The organism is Maritalea sp. (assembly GCF_051251695.1).
Taxonomy (GTDB): Bacteria; Pseudomonadota; Alphaproteobacteria; order Rhizobiales; family Devosiaceae; genus Maritalea.
The window spans coordinates 49897-65542 of sequence record NZ_JBPOEU010000021.1 but is presented as its reverse complement, the minus strand read 5'-3'; the positions used below and the strand labels follow the sequence as shown (position 1 = coordinate 65542).

Sequence of the window (15646 nt, the reverse complement as noted above, 5' to 3'; positions counted from 1 at the left end):
ACAGGCCGGATACATATGAGCGACTTCCGAGAACATGCAGAAATCACTTGCGAACAGCAGCCGGTACATACATATGGGCCTATTCCGTTGAAAAACTCCATATCGGAAAATAGGCGTTGATTTTTTAGAATCTAGTTTCAAAAAATGATTTCACAAAACGAAGTTCCGATCAAAAGTCTTGAGAGGGAGGATTTTCTACAAAGCTTGGGTCGGCACGCCAGTGTCAGAGTTTTTCAACAGAATAAGCCCATTGTGTTCTCTACGGCGCGGCGTACGAATGTCTGATTTCAAAAAATGTCATTCGTTGATCTGCTTCAAATCTGCTAACGTCAGCTACAAGCCGAAGTAAAAAGAAAGCGATGACAATGGCACTCAATGAACAGCAGAACCAGCTCTGCAAGGACAACCAAACAGACTTTAGCGATCTAAAGGCGGTGTTTTTCAACTGCACGCTAAAAAAGAAAGAGGCGTCTTCGCACACCGGAATACTGCTAAGTGTCGCCGAGGAAATTATGTCTAAGAACAATGTAAAGGTGGATGTCATCCACCCTGCATCCCATCAGATTGCGTACGGCGTTTACCCTGATATGACGGAACACGGTTGGGACCGCGACGATTGGCCAGATATCTGGGAGAAGGTTGCTGCTGCCGACATCCTTGTCCTTGGCACCCCGATTTGGCTGGGCGAGGAAAGCTCCGTATGCCGTGTCATCATTGAGCGTCTTTATGGTATGTCCGGTCAGCTTAACGACAAAGGCCAAAGCTCGTTCTACGGGAAAGTCGGAGGTGCTGTGATCACCGGTAACGAAGACGGCATCAAACATTGCGCGATGACCATGCTCTATGCCCTGCAACATCTGGGCTACATCATCCCCCCACAGGCCGATTGCGGATGGATTGGAGAGGCCGGACCAGGGCCCTCGTATGGCGACAAAGGAGATGGCGGTGCTGTTGGTTTCGACAACGATTTCACGCAGCGCAACACGACCATTATGACTTGGAACCTTATGCACATGGCGCGGATGCTCAAAGACGCGGGTGGTCTGCCCAATCACGGTAATGACCGCAACGCCTGGAAAGCCGGGTGCAAGTTTGACTATGAAAATCCCGAGCATCGCGTGTAATTAGATCATTTAGGGGGGGAGCCAAATGACAGAATATCTCCCCTTGGTGATCATCTCTGCGGTGTTGATGGGTTTCGCCCTTGTAGCAAAATCTGTTACCCGCTCGATGATCACCGCCCCCATGGTCGCGCTGTTTTTCGGCTGCGTTCTGTCCAGTTTCGATGTAGCTCCCGCCGGCATCACCGAGGCGCATCTTCATACGGTGGCAGAGTTTGCCTTGGTCGTGCTGCTGTTTCTGGACGCCGCAAAGATCAACGTCGCAGGTCTGATAGAACGGCACACATGGCCTGCCCGGACTTTGCTGATCGGCATGCCCTTGGCCCTGTTAGGTGGGGCAATTGTTAACTTTGCGCTGCTGCCCGAGTGGCCGTTGCCGGTTATCCTTTTGCTCGCAGCCATCATGGTGCCGACAGATGCAGCCCTTGGCCAATCGGTCGTTGAAAGCAAGGACGTTCCCGAACGCCTGCGCCGCGCGATCATTGTTGAAAGCGGGCTAAACGACGGAATCGCATTGCCCGTGATCTTGACGTTTGCGGCCTTCGCCGCCGCCAGTTCTTCGGCCCCGTCCATGGGCTGGCCATTGTATGGCTTGATGCAAATCACCATTGGCCCGCTTGTGGGCGCGGTGATGGGACTTGTCGTCGGACGGGCCTTCCTTCTGGCACAGGCCAAAGGCACCTCGTCTCAGCGCTTTGAAGGCATTGCAGTGTTGGCTCTGGCGTTCTGCGCCTATCTCTCAGCGACGATGATTGGTGGAAACGGTTTCATCTCTGCCTTCGCTTGCGGCATCAGCTTTGGCTGGGTGGTCGAAAAACGGTGTTCGTTCATTTTCGAGTTTTCTGAGAACGAAGGGCAACTATTGTCATGGACGGCGTTCTTCTTGATTGGTGCGCTTCTGTTCCCCGAGGCAATCCGCGCACTCGACGCGCCTATGCTCGCTGCGATACTGCTGAGTCTGATTGTCGTGCGCCCCTTCGCCGTTGCTGTGGCATTGGCGCGAACCGACGCTGACCTCAAAACGCGTGTGTTCATCGGCTGGTTCGGCCCACGCGGGCTTGCGACCGCGCTCTTTGCGCTACTGGTTGCAGAAGAACTGGCCCCTGAGACGGCTATATACGTCGTCCACTTTGCAACTAACGCTGTCTGGATCAGCGCAATTCTACATGGCACTACCACCGGTCCGTTCATCAAGGCCCTAGGCAAATGACCATTGATTTATGGGAGGGATGAGTCCTTTGAAAAGTTACATCAAGCTGACGTAACCTGCCACCATCGCACTGATTAGTTGTCCCTTTTCGCGACCAAAGCGGACATTGATAGTAGAGCTTGTATCGGCAACTTTGTCCGCATAGCTGACGCGCGTCATTCCCGCGCAGGCGGGAATCTAGGCCAGACTGTCCCCACGTCGCAGCGATGGTGCTGGTTGAAATTCTTATCTGCATCCCCGCCTGCGCGGGGATGACGGTCGGTAGATTGGCGAGCGGACCGTTCGGCTCAAGCCGATATTGGTTATCAGCTGGCCGGCTGGTCGGAATGATGTCTCTCCAACTTTTTAGGGTCGGGGAGGCAATGACGCATGTCTAAGGTTTCGGCAGAAAGGCCATTGCGGCCGTCTTTGTGCGACTTACGAACTCCCTGGCCTTGAGCCGGGGTCGGCTATTTGCGTTTTTGGTTGCGTTATCCCCCCACCCTTGATCCCTCCCCACAAGGGGGAGGGAAAGTGCTTGCGAATTCTTGTGGGGATTTTGCTTTTGTTGGGACAGGCGTTTTGCGTCGTGAAAGGCTGATTGATTTTGTTGTTTTGGTTGGTATACGGGCAGGAATGCCCTTAAGTCGCGACGGTGTTGGAAACCAGAACTGGATCCTCGGGTCAAGCCCGAGGATGACGATGAGGGAGGGACATGCGCTGCGGTTTGCGCGCGCTCCCACTGCGGTTGTGTTGGGCACCAATTGGCGGGGGTGCCGGGGTCGGGAGCGGAGCGACCAACGGCGGCGCGAAAATGAGCCGGGGGTGCCGGGGCCGGGAGCGGAGCGACCAACGGCGGCGCGAAAATGAGCCGGGGGTGCCGGGGCAGCCTGCGCGGCGTGAGCGCTAAATAAATACTAAGCGAAGCGCTAAACGGCGGCGTGAAAAATGCAAAGCGCCGGGCTCGGTTAGAGATCGATAAGCGCAGTGACTAATCTTCGCTCTTAAACTTGTTCCACAAATCGGGTCTGCGATCTTGGGTTAATTTTTTAGACTGCTCTTGCCGCCATTCACCCAGCTTTTTGTGGTCGCCGCCGGTCACCACGCTGGGGATCGATTGGCCCTCAAATTCTGCTGGTCTTGTATATTGGGGATATTCGAGCAGGCCGTTTTCAAAACTCTCGTCCATCTCGCTTTGATTGGAGCCCATGACGCCGGGCAAGAGCCGGGTGGTGGCTTCAAGTAGGGTCATGGCGGCGACTTCGCCGCCGCACAGAACATAGTCGCCAACTGAAATTTCGATCAGGTTGCGCTGGTCGATTACCCGTTGGTCAATGCCTTCAAAGCGGCCGCAAATGATTACGGCGCCGGGGCCTTTGGACAGTTCGCGGGCATAGTTTTGCGTTAGCGGTTTGCCGCGCGGGCTCATCAGGAGGCGTGGGCGCGGGTCATCGGGGGGTGAAACATCGTCGATGGCGCGGGCGAGAATGTCGGGTTTTAGCACTAAGCCGGGGCCACCGCCTGCGGGGGTGTCGTCCACCTTTTTGTACTTGTCGTGTGCGTAATCGCGCAATTGGGTCGCATTGAGCGACCACAAGCCATTGTTCATTGCGCGGCCAATAATGGATGCGCCTAGCGGGCCGGGGAACAGTTCGGGGAACAGCGTGATGACATCAGCGCGAAACATCAATCAAACACTTGGTCTTCTTTGACCTCAATTTCCAAGGGCAATTCAAGTATCACATAACCCTCAGCGACATTGATCTCAGGAATGATTTTTTTGGTAAATGGCAACAGGTCAGAAGGGCCACGAACAGGGCGGATTTCCAAAATGTCACCGGCGCCATGATTTTGAATGGCGGTGATGGTGCCATATTTCTTGCCGTCAGTGAAGCGGGCTTCCAAACCGATAAGGTCAGCTTGGTAGAACTCGTCTTCATCTTGGGTTTCAGGCAATTGATCGCGGTTCACGTAGAGTTTAACCCCATTAAGGGCTTCTGCTGCTGTGCGATCCGCAACGCCTGAAATGGACGCGACAATCACGGTTTTGTTCAACCGGGCCTTTTTGATGACTATTTCTAGTCCGGGCCGATTGGTGGTCAAAGGCGAATAGTTTTTAAGGGCCAACGGGTCCTCGGTGTGGGATTTAATCCGCACTTGACCTTGAATGCCATGGGCAGCACCAATTTGGCCCATAAGAACCCGCTTGGAGAATTTTTTGTCGTCGCTGTCCATGGCTTTTTCCTTCGTGAAGCGAAGCAGAAATTATTCTGCTGGGGCTTCTTCTGCTGGCGCTGCGGCCGCTTCGGCTGCTGCCGCTGCTGCATCTTCTTTAGCTTGAGCCGCTGCTGCTGCTGCGTCTTCTTCAGCCTGACGTTTTTCGTCCAAACGCTCTTGGGCTTTTTTGCCAGGTTTTGCTTTATTTGGATTGCTTTTCTCGTCGCGCTTCAACAGGCCAGCGGCATCCAAGAAACGGTGAACACGGTCAGTTGGCTGTGCGCCAGCTGAAAGCCAGTGCTGAATGCGTTCTTCGTTTAGTTTAATCCGGCCTTCATCGTCTTTTGAAAGCATTGGGTTATATGCGCCAACACGTTCGATGAAGCGACCGTCGCGCGGTGCGCGCACGTCAGCAACAACGATGTGATAATAAGGACGTTTTTTAGAGCCGCCACGGGCCAAACGAATTTTAGTAGCCATTTTAGTAATCTCCTTAGATGGACTTTTAGCCGCCACTGAGCGGCAAATTGATTGTTACTTGTTCGGATTTGGGTGTCGGTAAACTCGAACCGTTGATTCACCCAATTTGGTTTCGCCTTCGGCAACGGCGCCAACGCGCTTTGCTACCTTTTGCGAAGGAATATTGTTGTCATCGATATAGCTGACCACCGTGTCCCACTTTAGGGCGTTGAAGGTGTGAGCAATCATCGCTTTGACGGCTTCGGTTGCGTAGCCTTTGCCAGCTGCGGTTTTTGCAAGTGTGTAAGCAATTTCAGGCTCTGGCCAATCGCCAGGGTTCCAATGTCCAACCAGTCCGATGAATGCGCCGGTAGATTTTTCTTCTACTGCAAACATGCCATGGCCGCGCAAAGTCCAATGACCGATTAGGGTTGCAAGGGCACGCCAAGCCTTGCCAGGTTCTAGCGGACCGCCAACAAATTGTGACCATTCGCCATCAGCTGCGATTTCAGCATAAGCTTCAAAATCTTCCGCTTTGAACCCACGCAAAATCAAACGTTCCGTTTCAAGAGTAGGAATAGTAACCACTATTTCTTGCCCCCGAATTTCGGGCCAAGGCCGGGAAGGCCAGGGAAACGTGGTGCGCCGCCGCCCTTGAGCAAATCATCAACGCTTGTGGGCAATTGTTTTGCCGCAGTTGGTGAAGCCAAGCCGCCAAGGTCAGGCATTTGGCCGCCCATTTGCTTTTCCATTTCGGCAAGCATTTGCGGGTCCATTTGTGATGGATCGATGTTTGGCATGCCACCGCCCATCATGCCGCCAAGTGCGCCAGCAATGCCGCCTTTGCCTTTGGACATTTTTTTCATCATGTCGGCCATTTGGCGATGCATTTTGATCAGCTTGTTGATCTCTTGCACGGATGTGCCGGAACCAGCCGCAACCCGTTTACGACGTGATGCGTTCAATAGGGCTGGGGTTGAGCGTTCCTTTTTGGTCATCGACTGGATGATGGCGACCTGACGGTCGAACATTTTTTCATCCACATTGGCACCGGCCATCTGCTTTTTCATTTTGCCCATGCCGGGCATCATGCCCATAAGGCCGCCCATGCCGCCCATTTTTTTCATTTGAAGAAGTTGGTTTTTCAGATCATCAAGATCGAAAACGCCCTTCTTCATTTTCTTGGCCATTTTGGCCGCGTCTTCTGCGTTTACGGTTTCTGCGGCTTTTTCAACGAGCGATACGATATCGCCCATGCCCAAAATCCGGTCTGCAACGCGAGACGGGTGGAAATCTTCAAGGTCTTCGAGTTTTTCGCCCGTACCCAATAGCTTGATCGGCTTGCCGGTAACCGCGCGCATGGAAAGCGCTGCGCCGCCACGACCATCGCCGTCAATTCGGGTCAACATAATGCCGGTGATTGAAACGCGTTCGTTAAATGAACGGGCAAGGTTTACAGCGTCTTGGCCGGTTAGAGCGTCAGCGACGAGCAGAATTTCGTGTGGGTTGGTCGCCGCTTTAACCTGAGCAGTTTCCGCCATCAATTCTTCATCGATGTGGGTACGGCCAGCAGTATCTAGGAACAGAACATCATAGCCGCCGCGCTTGGCTTCGGTTTGAGCCCGCTTGGCGATTTCAACTGGGGTTTGACCCGCAATGATTTCAAGGCTGTCGACGCCGATCTGGTCGCCCAGGATTTTCAATTGTTCCATCGCCGCTGGGCGACGTGTATCAAGTGAGGCGAGCAAAACCTTTTTGTTTTGCTTTTCTTTTAAGCGTTTAGCGATCTTACCGGTCGCTGTGGTTTTACCCGCGCCCTGCAAACCAACCATCATAATCGCAACAGGTGGGGTGGATTTAAGATCAAGCGGAACAGCGTCTGTGCCCAACACCGCAACCAATTCGTCATTTACAATTTTGACGACTTGTTGGCCCGGGGTAATGGACTTGGTAACTTCAGCGCCAACCGCACGGTCGCGCACTTGCTCAACGAACCCGCGCACAACTTCCAATGAGACATCGGCTTCAATCAATGCCCGACGCACTTCGCGCAGAGCTTTGTTCACGTCGTCTTCTGAAAGAGCGCCGCGGCCTGTAATTCCATCAAAAATGCCGCTTAAGCGGTCGGAGAGGCTTTGAAACATATTGGTCCAATCAAATTGCTAAGTTTTTTGTTTCGTGCCCTTTTCAAATGGGTATTGAACTCTTCAAATTAAAGTCCAAAATCCATAAGTAAATAACACCCACGGGCGCAACGCGCTGGTGGATGTTGACCCCTTACATCAGCTAATGCCGCATAAGGTAGTGGCTCGAGAAAGGCTCGAATGCTAAAACTTATCGGTGATCGTTTAGTGCAAATGGCATATAGAGTCAATTAATCTTGATCCAGCTTGGATTAATCTTCATCCGCTATGCTGGTAATTGACGGTAATCTGCGCCATATAGGGCGAAATAGACAATAATAGTGAGCGATAAAATGAGCGGCGATGCGGTTCCTTTTTTGAAGATGAATGGTTTGGGCAATGATTTTGTGGTCATTGACGCCCGAAAGCGTGCGCTTACTTTCACTGAGAACAATGTGCGCTGGATTGCTGACAGGGAGCTGGGCATCGGCTGTGATCAATTGATCATCATGGAAGTGCCGGGCGACGATGAAGCTGACATTTTCATGCGCATCTATAATGCAGAAGGCGGTGAAGTCGACGCTTGTGGCAACGCCACCCGCTGCATCGGCTATTTGATGGCTCAGGAGTTGGGTCGCCCTGAGGTGACCATTCAGACCAACGCTGGGCTGTTGCGCTCAACACACCATGGTGACACCCAATTGGGTGACGTGGTTACTGTGGATATGGGCGTTCCATTGTTGCAGTGGCAATTGATCCCTCTGGCGGAAGAATTTGAAGATACAACCGGCATTGAATTGCAGATCGGGCCGATTGATGCGCCGATTTTGCATACGCCTTCTGTTGTGAATGTGGGCAATCCACACGCGATTTTTTGGGTTGATGATTTGGACGCCCATGATTTGGAGAAATTTGGGCCAATGTTGGAAAATCATCCAATTTTTCCCGAGCGGGCCAATATTTCGTTAGCGCAAGTAATATCGCCAACGAAGATCAAAGTAAAAGTTTGGGAACGCGGTGCGGGGCTTACTCAAGCATGTGGCACGGCTGCGTGTGCGGTGGGTGTTGCGGCTGTGCGTAAGGACCTGACAGAGCGCAAAGTCAATATCGAGTTGCCCGGTGGGAGCTTGCAAATTGAGTGGCGCGAAAGCGACAAGCATATTTTGATGACCGGCCCATTTGAAACCGAGTTTGATGGTGAATTGCCTGCTGACTTGTTCGTAGGTGATGCGGCATGAGTGTTGAAACGTTAACGCTTGGTTGTCGGCTTAACACGTTTGAATCTGAGGTGATGAAAGACCAAGCCAAAGCCGCAGGGCTTGATGACGTCATCATCGTCAATTCATGTGCTGTAACCCAAGAAGCTGTGCGCCAAACAAGGCAAACCATTCGCAAAGCGCGGCGGGATAACCCGAACAAGAAGATCATCGTCACTGGATGCGCGGCGCAAACCGATGCACAAAGCTTCGCCCAGATGGGTGAAGTTGATTTGGTGATGGGCAATGCCGAAAAGATGAAGGCTGAGACCTATCAAGGGCTCAAGTTCGGCATTGGCGGCAATTCGAAAATTCTTGTCGATGATATTATGAGCATTAAAGAGACCGCCGGTCATTTGATCGAGGGGATGGAAGGGCGCACGCGTTCTTTCGTGCAGGTCCAAAATGGTTGTGATCATCGCTGTACGTTTTGCATTATCCCTTATGGGCGTGGTCCTTCGCGCTCGGTGCCGATGGGCGTTGTGGTCGATCAGATCAAAAAACTGGCGGACAATGGCGTGGGGGAAGTGGTGCTAACAGGGGTTGATATTACCTCTTATGGTCCAGACTTGCCCGGTAAGCCGAGTTTGGGCAAACTGACCCAACAAATTCTAAAACATGTGCCCAACTTGCGTCGTCTGCGCATATCTTCAATTGATTCTATTGAAGCCGATAAAGCATTGATGGAGGTGCTTCAATCTGAGCAGCGATTGATGCCGCATCTGCATTTGTCGCTCCAATCGGGTGATAACATGATTTTAAAGCGCATGAAGCGGCGGCATTTGCGCGAAGATACGATTGCATTTGTCAATGAAGCACGGGCGCTTCGGCCTGATATGGTATTTGGCGCGGATATTATTGCTGGCTTCCCGACGGAAACTGACGAAATGTTTGCCAACTCCATGAAGATCATTGAGGAATGTAACCTCACCTATTTGCATGTATTTCCCTATTCAATTCGCCCAGGCACCCCGGCGGCAAAAATGCCTCAGGTTGACAAAAAGATTGCCAAGGCGCGGGCGGTTAAACTTCGGGCAGCTGGCGAAAAGCAACATGAAGCGTTTTTGAGCCGACAGGTCGGCGAAGAGCATTCCGTTTTGATCGAACGGAATGGGATTGGCCGCACAGAACAGTTTGCCCCGATCATGATCAAAGACGCAGAGCAGGGGCAGATTTTGCGGGCATTGGTGACCGGTGTTGGTGAACACGGGCTTATTGGCGAACCCATCAGGCAAGTGGCTTAAAGGGTCTAAAAGGATAATTGATGAGCGAAAAGAAACCGGGTTTTTTTGGCCGAATTTTTGGTGGAAAGAAAGTAGTTCCCTCAAAGGATGAGGACCAACAGGTTGCGCCTGAAAATCCAGAAATAGAAACAGGCGTTGAGGAACAACAAGAGGCGCTTGACGTTGAGCAGCCTGTTGACGTGCCCGCCGCGGTGCCTATTGCGGTGACAACTGTGGTCCCGACCTTCACGCCTGAGGCTGATACCCCGGCAGTCGTCCCGCCTGAAGCAGAAGCCGCCCTCGGCTCTAGTGAGCCTGAGGTCAAGAAAAGCTGGTTCCAGCGGCTAACGACGGGGCTTAAGCGTTCTTCGGATCAGTTGACCGACAATATTGGCGCGATTTTCACCAAGAAAAAGCTTGATGCTGAAACGCTTGAGCAGCTTGAAGACGTCTTGATCCAAGCCGATTTGGGCATTGATACGGCGATGATGATCACCGAAAAATTGGCCAAAGACCGGTTTGACAAGGAGATCAGCGTTGAAGAAATCCGCGCCGTTTTGCGCGAGGAGGTTTCCGCGGTGTTGGCGCCGGTTGCCCAGCCGCTGAACTTTGATATTGGCCAAAAGCCGCACGTGATTTTGATGGTGGGTGTTAATGGTTCGGGCAAAACCACAACCATTGGCAAATTAACCGCAAAACTGACCGCAGAGGGCAAGAAAGTTGTGCTGGCGGCTGGCGATACGTTTCGCGCGGCGGCGGTGGAACAGCTTCAGGTTTGGGGACAACGTTCCAATGTTGAAGTGATCACGCGCCCTACGGGTGCTGACGCATCTGGGTTGGCGTTTGATGCGGTTACGCAAGCCAAAGAGCAAGGCGCGGACGTTCTGATTATTGATACGGCAGGTCGTTTGCAGAACCGCGATGAATTAATGGCGGAACTGGAAAAGATCATTCGCGTGATCAAAAAAGTCGATCCAACAGCGCCCCATTCCACCTTGCTAACGCTTGATGCCACCACGGGGCAGAATGCGCTCAATCAAGTTGAGATTTTTGGCAAGCGAGCTGGCGTTAGCGGGTTGGTGATGACGAAATTGGACGGCACGGCGCGTGGCGGCATTCTTGTTGCGATCGCTAGGAAACATCAATTGCCGGTTCATTTTATTGGGGTTGGCGAAAATATCGAAGATTTGGAGCCGTTTGAGGCAGGTGACTTTGCCGAAGCGATTGCTGGTACAAGCGAAATTTCGTGAGACTTGGCGGCTTTAAGAGGAACACAATATGATCAAACGTGAATTAATGCAGACATGCGAATATGTCCTTCCCGCGTTTTCCTCGCCCGACGTTGGTGAGGTACTCACCACGTTGGCGGAGAGCGAATATGCAAAATTGCCATCGGATATCTATGGTGAGGGCGGGGCATGCAGCGCGGTCGTTGAGCGCCTAAAATCGATATTTGAAGCCCCGGCGGCACGGTTTTGCGTTAAAGGCATGATTGCTCAAATGGCAATTTTGCGGGCCGTTGTTGAAAAATCTGGCAATAATCGGGTTGCGGTACACCGATTGTCGCATTTTGACTATGACGAAGCTGAGGCCGTTGAGGTTTTGCACCCCATCCGGTTTTTACGCACCGGGGGCCATCATCGGCCGTTTACGGTAGATGACTTGGATGAACTTGGCGAATTGCCGGCTGTCGTATGTGTTGAATTGCCCCTAAGGCGCGCTGGTTACAGGCTTTTGCCGTTTACGGAACTGCAGAAAATTTCGACCTGGTGCCATGTGCATGACGTGCATTTTCATATTGATGGCGCGCGCGTTTTTGGCGCAGCGGCGGCATATGATAAGTCTCTGGCTGAAATTTCGCGCCTATGTGACACGCTTTATTGCTCGTTTTATAAGGAAATGGGCAATTTGGGTGGTTGCGGGATTGTTGGTGAAAAGGCTGTGCTGGAAGCAGCAGACGTTTGGATCACCAGGATGGGTGGCGATTTGCCGTTTCAGTTTCCCTTGGCTGTTTCGGCCCTTGAGGGGTTGGACAAGCATTTGGACCAAGTGCCAAACTATGTGGCGCAAGCGCGCAAAATTGCGGCGCTGTTCAATCAACTTAATGGGGTCTCAACTTCGCCTGTTGTGCCCCATACGAGTGGATTTCAGGTTCACATAAAGGACGATAAGCCTAAAATTGAAGCCGCGCTTTTAGCGATGGTTGAGCGGGAAAAAGTTTGGATTGCTGGTGGACTTTATGACACGGCATTAGATGGCGTATATGGATTTGATATCGAAATTGGTTCAAATGGTATGGCCCTTTTGCCAGATAAATGGGCCTTTCATATGGGCAAAATGATGAAATTGGTGAGAACAGGTTAGGTAATTCATGAGTGATGCGAAACAACCCAATGAGGAAGTGAACTGGGAAGAGTTGCGGCCCCAATTGGTTAAATTGGTGCTTGAACTTGGCCCGCTTGTTCTGTTCTTCATATTGAACAGCCGCGCTGGTATTTTTGTCGCGACCGGCTGGTTTATGGGCGCGATGGCGGTATCGCTTTTATTGAGCTGGGTATTGCTTAAGCGCATCGCGGTGATGCCGCTAGTGACTGGCGTTGTCGTGTTGGTTTTTGGCGGTTTAACGCTTTATTTTCAGGACGAAACGTTTATCAAACTTAAGCCCACCATTGTGAATATGTTGTTCGGTAGTGTGTTGCTTGGCGGCTTGTTGTTCGGCCACTCATTGCTCAAACATGTGTTTGGTGATGTTTATAAATTGAAGGAAGAAGGCTGGCGCATTCTGACATGGCGCTGGTGTATCTTTTTCTTCGTTCTTGCGGTAATCAATGAGATTGTTTGGCGCAACTTTTCGACCGATTTTTGGGTCGCGTTTAAGGTTTGGGGCCTGATGCCACTTACGCTTATTTTCTCATTTGCGCTGGTCGTGCCGATTTTGACTAAATACGCGCCGAATGCTGAAGAAGGGTAGGAAATTCCTTCCCTTGGCCCCGGATCAAGTCCGGGGCAGATCAAAATTAAGCTTAGCTTTTTGCACCAGATATTTGCTGCATTCCCGGCCTAGAGCCGGGATCAATTACACTTTTTTGCGCAAAACGCTGCCATGCCATTGATTTATATGAGTGTTTTAGGCGACCCTAGCTCGGGTCGGCTAACGCTGCTTCAATTGCTGGGATCACCGTTTCAGCAAAGCTTGCGGCATTGATCGGGCCGGTGTGCTTATAGATGATGGTGCCGTTTTGGTTGACCAAATAGCTCTCTGGCACACCGTAAACGCCCCAATTTAGACTGACCCGGCGGTTGCGGTCCGCGCCGATTGCATCGTAAGGATTGCCCAATTCGGCCAAAAAGCGCCGGGCATTTTCGGGTTGATCATTATAATTGATGCCGTAGATTTTGACGTCATCACGCTTTGCCAATTCAACCAAAAATTCATGTTCATCCCGGCAAGGCACGCACCAACTTGCAAAAACATTCACAAGGGTTAGTTGGTCTTTTAGGTCCGCCGTTGAAAAGCCGGGTTGGTCATGACCTTCAACGGGTGGCAGTTCAAACTCGGGCGCTTGTTTGTTGAGCAAGGCCGATGGCAGAAGGTTTGGATTTTCATTGATCTGCGTTGCAAACAACAAAAATAGACCGCCTGTCAAAACGAGCGGTATGAGATAAATCAGGACGCGTTTCATCGTTTGGTCCTCACCCTTTGGGTGTTTCTTGTGAACGGCGGCGAATGCCTTTTGCTTCAAGTTCTGAAAGGCGCTTTTCTTGGGTGTGATAGTCGCGATTGACCAAAAACACTAAGGCACCGACAAGCAAGCAGGTGATTAAGTACGCACCACCAATATATTCAAAATGCTGTGAAAGGTCGATCATGGGTGTTCCTGTCGAAGGCTTTGCGCATTGCGGCGTTCAAGTGCTCGCACGCGGCGGCGTAAAATTTCAGCGCGCATGGAGATGAAATGCAGCAGCAAAAACAAAAATGAGAACGCAAAGAACATCACAAATAGCGGCAGCAAAATCGACATGGGCATTGTTGGCCCATCTGCTCGGAAAACACTGGCGGGTTGATGAAGGGTGTTCCACCACTCGACGGAGAATTTGATGATCGGGATGTTGATCGCGCCAACTAAGGTGATGACCGCAATAATGCGTCCGGCACGGGCCTGATCTTCAAAGGTGCGCCACAGGGCAATGATGCCCAGATAGATGAACAACATCACAAGGGTGGAGGTCATGCGACCATCCCATTCCCAAAATGTGCCCCAAGTCGGTGCGCCCCATAATGCGCCAGTGGCAAGGGCAACGGCTGTAAATGTCGCGCCCAAGGGGGCAGCAGATTTAGCCGCAACGTCGGATAACGGATGCCGCCAAACCAAACCGCCGATAGAGGCGATGACCATTACCGCATAGCAAAATTGGGACAGCCAAGCATTTGGCACATGCACATACATGATGCGCACGGTATCGCCCTGCTGGTAATCAGCTGGAGAATTGAAAAATGCGAGGTACGTTCCGAACAGTAAGAGCGCGACGGTGATGACCGTCAGCGGCATCAGCCAATGTTTGGACCATTGCATGAAGTAGCCCGGATGGGCGAGCCGAGAGAAAAATCCCAAATCTTGAGGCGTTGGGTCAGAGATCGCGTTTTTAGACATATATTCTTTCTATTCGGCTCCCATTTTCAAAGCAAGCGCTGTTGCAAAAGGGGTGAACACCAATGCAAGCAATGTAAAGCCTGCAAGAAAAAGCAATGCAGAACTCGCCGCCGTTTCAATCGCACCGGTTGATAAAGCACTCACGCCAAAAATCAAGGTGGGGATGGAAAGTGGCAATATAAGGATGGGGGCGATTAAACCGCCGCGTTTTATTGTCACGGTTACGGATGCGCCAATAGCGCCAAAACACACCAAGGCCGGTGTGCCCAGCAACAAGGTGAAAATGATTTTAAAAGTTTGGCCAGCATCAAGATTGAGCAGAACCGCTAGGAGCGGTGTCGCGATGATGAGGGGCAGCGCGTTGGTGACCCAATGGGCGATAAGTTTTGCCAAAACAATCATTTCGAGCGGCAAGCTGGCTTGCTGCATAGCGATGAGTGAGCCATCCTCATGGTCGGTCCGAAAAAGGCGATCTAGCGCCAGCAACAATGAAAGCAGGGCGCTAATCCAGATGATGGCCGGGCCAAGTTTTGCGAGTAATACTTTATCAGGGCCGATGGCAAACGGCATGATGGCACCAACCATCACGTAGAACAGCACCACGGTGAGCGCGTCGCCGCCAATGCGGGTGGCAAGTTTAATGTCACGTTTTACAACAGCCCAAAAAGCCTTCATGCCAGTGCTCCGTTGATCATAACGGTTTTGATTTTGTCTTTTGGCACGTTGGGAATGTCTAAGTGTGTCGCAGCGATTATGATGCCGCCTTTGTTTGCGTGGCTTGCGATTAGATCGCCAACCCAGCCTTCACCCTGTTTATCAAGGGCAGAGGTGGGTTCATCTAAAATCCAAATAGGGCGTTCCGCCACCAAAAGTCGTGCCAATGCCAAACGTCTTGTTTGACCAGCCGAAAGGATGGCAGCGTCGCTATCAGCGATTAAATGAAGTCCTGCTGCGTCAATGGCGAGATCGATATTGTCAGCGCTTCCATATAGGTCGGCCCAGAACTGCAAGTTTTCGCGCACGGTGAGGGTTGTTTTCACCCCCGGCACATGGCCGATGACATGCAAAAGTTCGCGGGGACTGCGCTCGTCGTCGTCCAGTTCAATGTCGATAATGCCGTCGCTCGGCGTTAGCGCGCCATGTAATGCGGCAAGGCAAGTGGACTTTCCCGCGCCGTTTGGGCCGCGCAAAAGAATCACTTCACCGGGCATTGCATTAAAGGAAACACCCGCAAAAATGACAAATCCGGAGCGCGAACAGGATAATTCGCGCACTTTAATCGATGTTTTTTCTGCCATTTGTTCGGTATCGGCCATAATGGATTGATATTGTAAGCTAGGGCTGAAAACAAGTCATTCAAGCATATGCCGATCTTCGCAAAATCACATCATTTTCGTGCCAAAATC

17 protein-coding genes are annotated in these 15646 nt (G+C 51.7%); 7 read left to right on the top strand and 10 right to left on the bottom strand.

All coding sequences use genetic code 11. From position 1 onward, the window contains the following. The first annotated feature begins 365 nt into the window (after positions 1 to 365). A complete protein-coding gene (locus ACSHWX_RS13385) occupies positions 366 to 1124 on the top strand; it encodes a flavodoxin family protein (RefSeq protein ID WP_435668728.1) in 759 nt (252 codons plus the stop codon). 25 nt (positions 1125 to 1149) lie between these two features. Beyond that, positions 1150 to 2331, top strand: a complete 1182-nt coding sequence (locus ACSHWX_RS13380) for a cation:proton antiporter (protein WP_435668727.1) — start codon at positions 1150 to 1152, stop codon at positions 2329 to 2331. 970 nt (positions 2332 to 3301) lie between these two features. On the opposite strand, the gene trmD is transcribed toward ACSHWX_RS13380, so the two are convergent. Genes trmD through ffh form a run of 5 tightly spaced genes read right to left on the bottom strand, consistent with a single transcriptional unit; the run spans position 3302 to position 7130 of the window. Further along, positions 3302 to 4000 carry a tRNA (guanosine(37)-N1)-methyltransferase TrmD gene (gene trmD, locus ACSHWX_RS13375; protein ID WP_435668726.1) on the bottom strand — a complete coding sequence of 233 codons (699 nt, stop codon included), beginning with the start codon at positions 3998 to 4000 and terminating at the stop codon, positions 3302 to 3304. Then, positions 3997 to 4545, bottom strand: a complete 549-nt coding sequence (gene rimM / locus ACSHWX_RS13370) for a ribosome maturation factor RimM (protein ID WP_435668725.1) — start codon at positions 4543 to 4545, stop codon at positions 3997 to 3999. Before rimM ends, trmD begins: the two co-directional genes overlap by 4 nt. 30 nt (positions 4546 to 4575) lie before the next feature. Beyond that, positions 4576 to 5007, bottom strand: coding sequence for a 30S ribosomal protein S16 (rpsP, locus tag ACSHWX_RS13365; RefSeq protein WP_435668724.1), 432 nt, complete (start codon positions 5005 to 5007; stop codon positions 4576 to 4578). A 54-nt stretch (positions 5008 to 5061) separates the two neighbouring features. Next, positions 5062 to 5574, bottom strand: a complete 513-nt coding sequence (locus ACSHWX_RS13360) for a GNAT family N-acetyltransferase (RefSeq protein ID WP_435668723.1) — start codon at positions 5572 to 5574, stop codon at positions 5062 to 5064. Next, on the bottom strand, positions 5574 to 7130 hold the full coding sequence (gene ffh / locus ACSHWX_RS13355; RefSeq protein WP_435668722.1) for a signal recognition particle protein: 1557 nt from the start codon (positions 7128 to 7130) through the stop codon (positions 5574 to 5576). The genes ACSHWX_RS13360 and ffh overlap by 1 nt, the downstream gene beginning before the upstream one ends. A 332-nt stretch (positions 7131 to 7462) precedes the next feature. Between ffh and dapF the strand changes: the two genes are divergently transcribed. Genes dapF through ACSHWX_RS13330 form a run of 5 tightly spaced genes read left to right on the top strand, consistent with a single transcriptional unit; the run spans position 7463 to position 12559 of the window. Continuing rightward, on the top strand, positions 7463 to 8347 hold the full coding sequence (gene dapF, locus ACSHWX_RS13350; RefSeq protein WP_435668721.1) for a diaminopimelate epimerase: 885 nt from the start codon (positions 7463 to 7465) through the stop codon (positions 8345 to 8347). After that, complete coding sequence (gene mtaB / locus ACSHWX_RS13345; protein ID WP_435668720.1) at positions 8344 to 9609, top strand: tRNA (N(6)-L-threonylcarbamoyladenosine(37)-C(2))-methylthiotransferase MtaB; 1266 nt, start codon at positions 8344 to 8346, stop codon at positions 9607 to 9609. Before dapF ends, mtaB begins: the two co-directional genes overlap by 4 nt. Positions 9610 to 9629: 20 nt before the next feature. After that, a complete protein-coding gene (gene ftsY, locus ACSHWX_RS13340) occupies positions 9630 to 10838 on the top strand; it encodes a signal recognition particle-docking protein FtsY (protein ID WP_435668719.1) in 1209 nt (402 codons plus the stop codon). A gap of 28 nt (positions 10839 to 10866) precedes the next feature. After that, positions 10867 to 11952 carry a threonine aldolase family protein gene (locus tag ACSHWX_RS13335; protein WP_435668718.1) on the top strand — a complete coding sequence of 362 codons (1086 nt, stop codon included), beginning with the start codon at positions 10867 to 10869 and terminating at the stop codon, positions 11950 to 11952. Positions 11953 to 11959: 7 nt separating this feature from the next. Then, positions 11960 to 12559 carry a septation protein A gene (locus ACSHWX_RS13330; RefSeq protein WP_435668717.1) on the top strand — a complete coding sequence of 200 codons (600 nt, stop codon included), beginning with the start codon at positions 11960 to 11962 and terminating at the stop codon, positions 12557 to 12559. 166 nt (positions 12560 to 12725) lie between these two features. Here ACSHWX_RS13330 and ACSHWX_RS13325 read toward each other — a convergent pair whose 3' ends face one another. From ACSHWX_RS13325 to ccmA, 5 genes are read right to left on the bottom strand one after another with little or no spacing between them, the layout of a single operon-like run. Beyond that, complete coding sequence (locus ACSHWX_RS13325) at positions 12726 to 13271, bottom strand: DsbE family thiol:disulfide interchange protein (protein ID WP_435668716.1); 546 nt, start codon at positions 13269 to 13271, stop codon at positions 12726 to 12728. A gap of 10 nt (positions 13272 to 13281) precedes the next feature. Then, the gene (gene ccmD, locus ACSHWX_RS13320) at positions 13282 to 13458 is read right to left on the bottom strand and encodes a heme exporter protein CcmD (protein ID WP_435668715.1); all 177 of its coding nucleotides are present in this window, start codon (positions 13456 to 13458) and stop codon (positions 13282 to 13284) included. Beyond that, positions 13455 to 14240: a heme ABC transporter permease gene (locus ACSHWX_RS13315; protein WP_435668714.1), complete on the bottom strand. Its 786-nt coding sequence runs from the start codon at positions 14238 to 14240 to the stop codon at positions 13455 to 13457. The genes ccmD and ACSHWX_RS13315 overlap by 4 nt, the downstream gene beginning before the upstream one ends. Before the next feature lie 9 nt (positions 14241 to 14249). After that, the gene (ccmB, locus tag ACSHWX_RS13310) at positions 14250 to 14915 is read right to left on the bottom strand and encodes a heme exporter protein CcmB (RefSeq protein WP_435668713.1); all 666 of its coding nucleotides are present in this window, start codon (positions 14913 to 14915) and stop codon (positions 14250 to 14252) included. Further along, positions 14912 to 15556, bottom strand: coding sequence for a heme ABC exporter ATP-binding protein CcmA (gene ccmA / locus ACSHWX_RS13305; protein ID WP_435668712.1), 645 nt, complete (start codon positions 15554 to 15556; stop codon positions 14912 to 14914). The genes ccmB and ccmA overlap by 4 nt, the downstream gene beginning before the upstream one ends. Positions 15557 to 15646: the final 90 nt, after the last annotated feature.

Coding starts and splice junctions, on each gene's coding strand:
- ACSHWX_RS13385 (WP_435668728.1), top strand. CDS start 366: ATGGCACTCAATGAACAGCAGAACCAGCTCTGCAAGGACAACCAAACA.
- ACSHWX_RS13380 (WP_435668727.1), top strand. CDS start 1,150: ATGACAGAATATCTCCCCTTGGTGATCATCTCTGCGGTGTTGATGGGT.
- rimM (WP_435668725.1), bottom strand. CDS start 4,545: ATGGACAGCGACGACAAAAAATTCTCCAAGCGGGTTCTTATGGGCCAA.
- rpsP (WP_435668724.1), bottom strand. CDS start 5,007: ATGGCTACTAAAATTCGTTTGGCCCGTGGCGGCTCTAAAAAACGTCCT.
- ffh (WP_435668722.1), bottom strand. CDS start 7,130: ATGTTTCAAAGCCTCTCCGACCGCTTAAGCGGCATTTTTGATGGAATT.
- dapF (WP_435668721.1), top strand. CDS start 7,463: ATGAGCGGCGATGCGGTTCCTTTTTTGAAGATGAATGGTTTGGGCAAT.
- mtaB (WP_435668720.1), top strand. CDS start 8,344: ATGAGTGTTGAAACGTTAACGCTTGGTTGTCGGCTTAACACGTTTGAA.
- ftsY (WP_435668719.1), top strand. CDS start 9,630: ATGAGCGAAAAGAAACCGGGTTTTTTTGGCCGAATTTTTGGTGGAAAG.
- ACSHWX_RS13335 (WP_435668718.1), top strand. CDS start 10,867: ATGATCAAACGTGAATTAATGCAGACATGCGAATATGTCCTTCCCGCG.
- ACSHWX_RS13330 (WP_435668717.1), top strand. CDS start 11,960: ATGAGTGATGCGAAACAACCCAATGAGGAAGTGAACTGGGAAGAGTTG.
- ACSHWX_RS13325 (WP_435668716.1), bottom strand. CDS start 13,271: ATGAAACGCGTCCTGATTTATCTCATACCGCTCGTTTTGACAGGCGGT.
- ccmD (WP_435668715.1), bottom strand. CDS start 13,458: ATGATCGACCTTTCACAGCATTTTGAATATATTGGTGGTGCGTACTTA.
- ACSHWX_RS13315 (WP_435668714.1), bottom strand. CDS start 14,240: ATGTCTAAAAACGCGATCTCTGACCCAACGCCTCAAGATTTGGGATTT.
- ccmB (WP_435668713.1), bottom strand. CDS start 14,915: ATGAAGGCTTTTTGGGCTGTTGTAAAACGTGACATTAAACTTGCCACC.
- ccmA (WP_435668712.1), bottom strand. CDS start 15,556: ATGGCCGATACCGAACAAATGGCAGAAAAAACATCGATTAAAGTGCGC.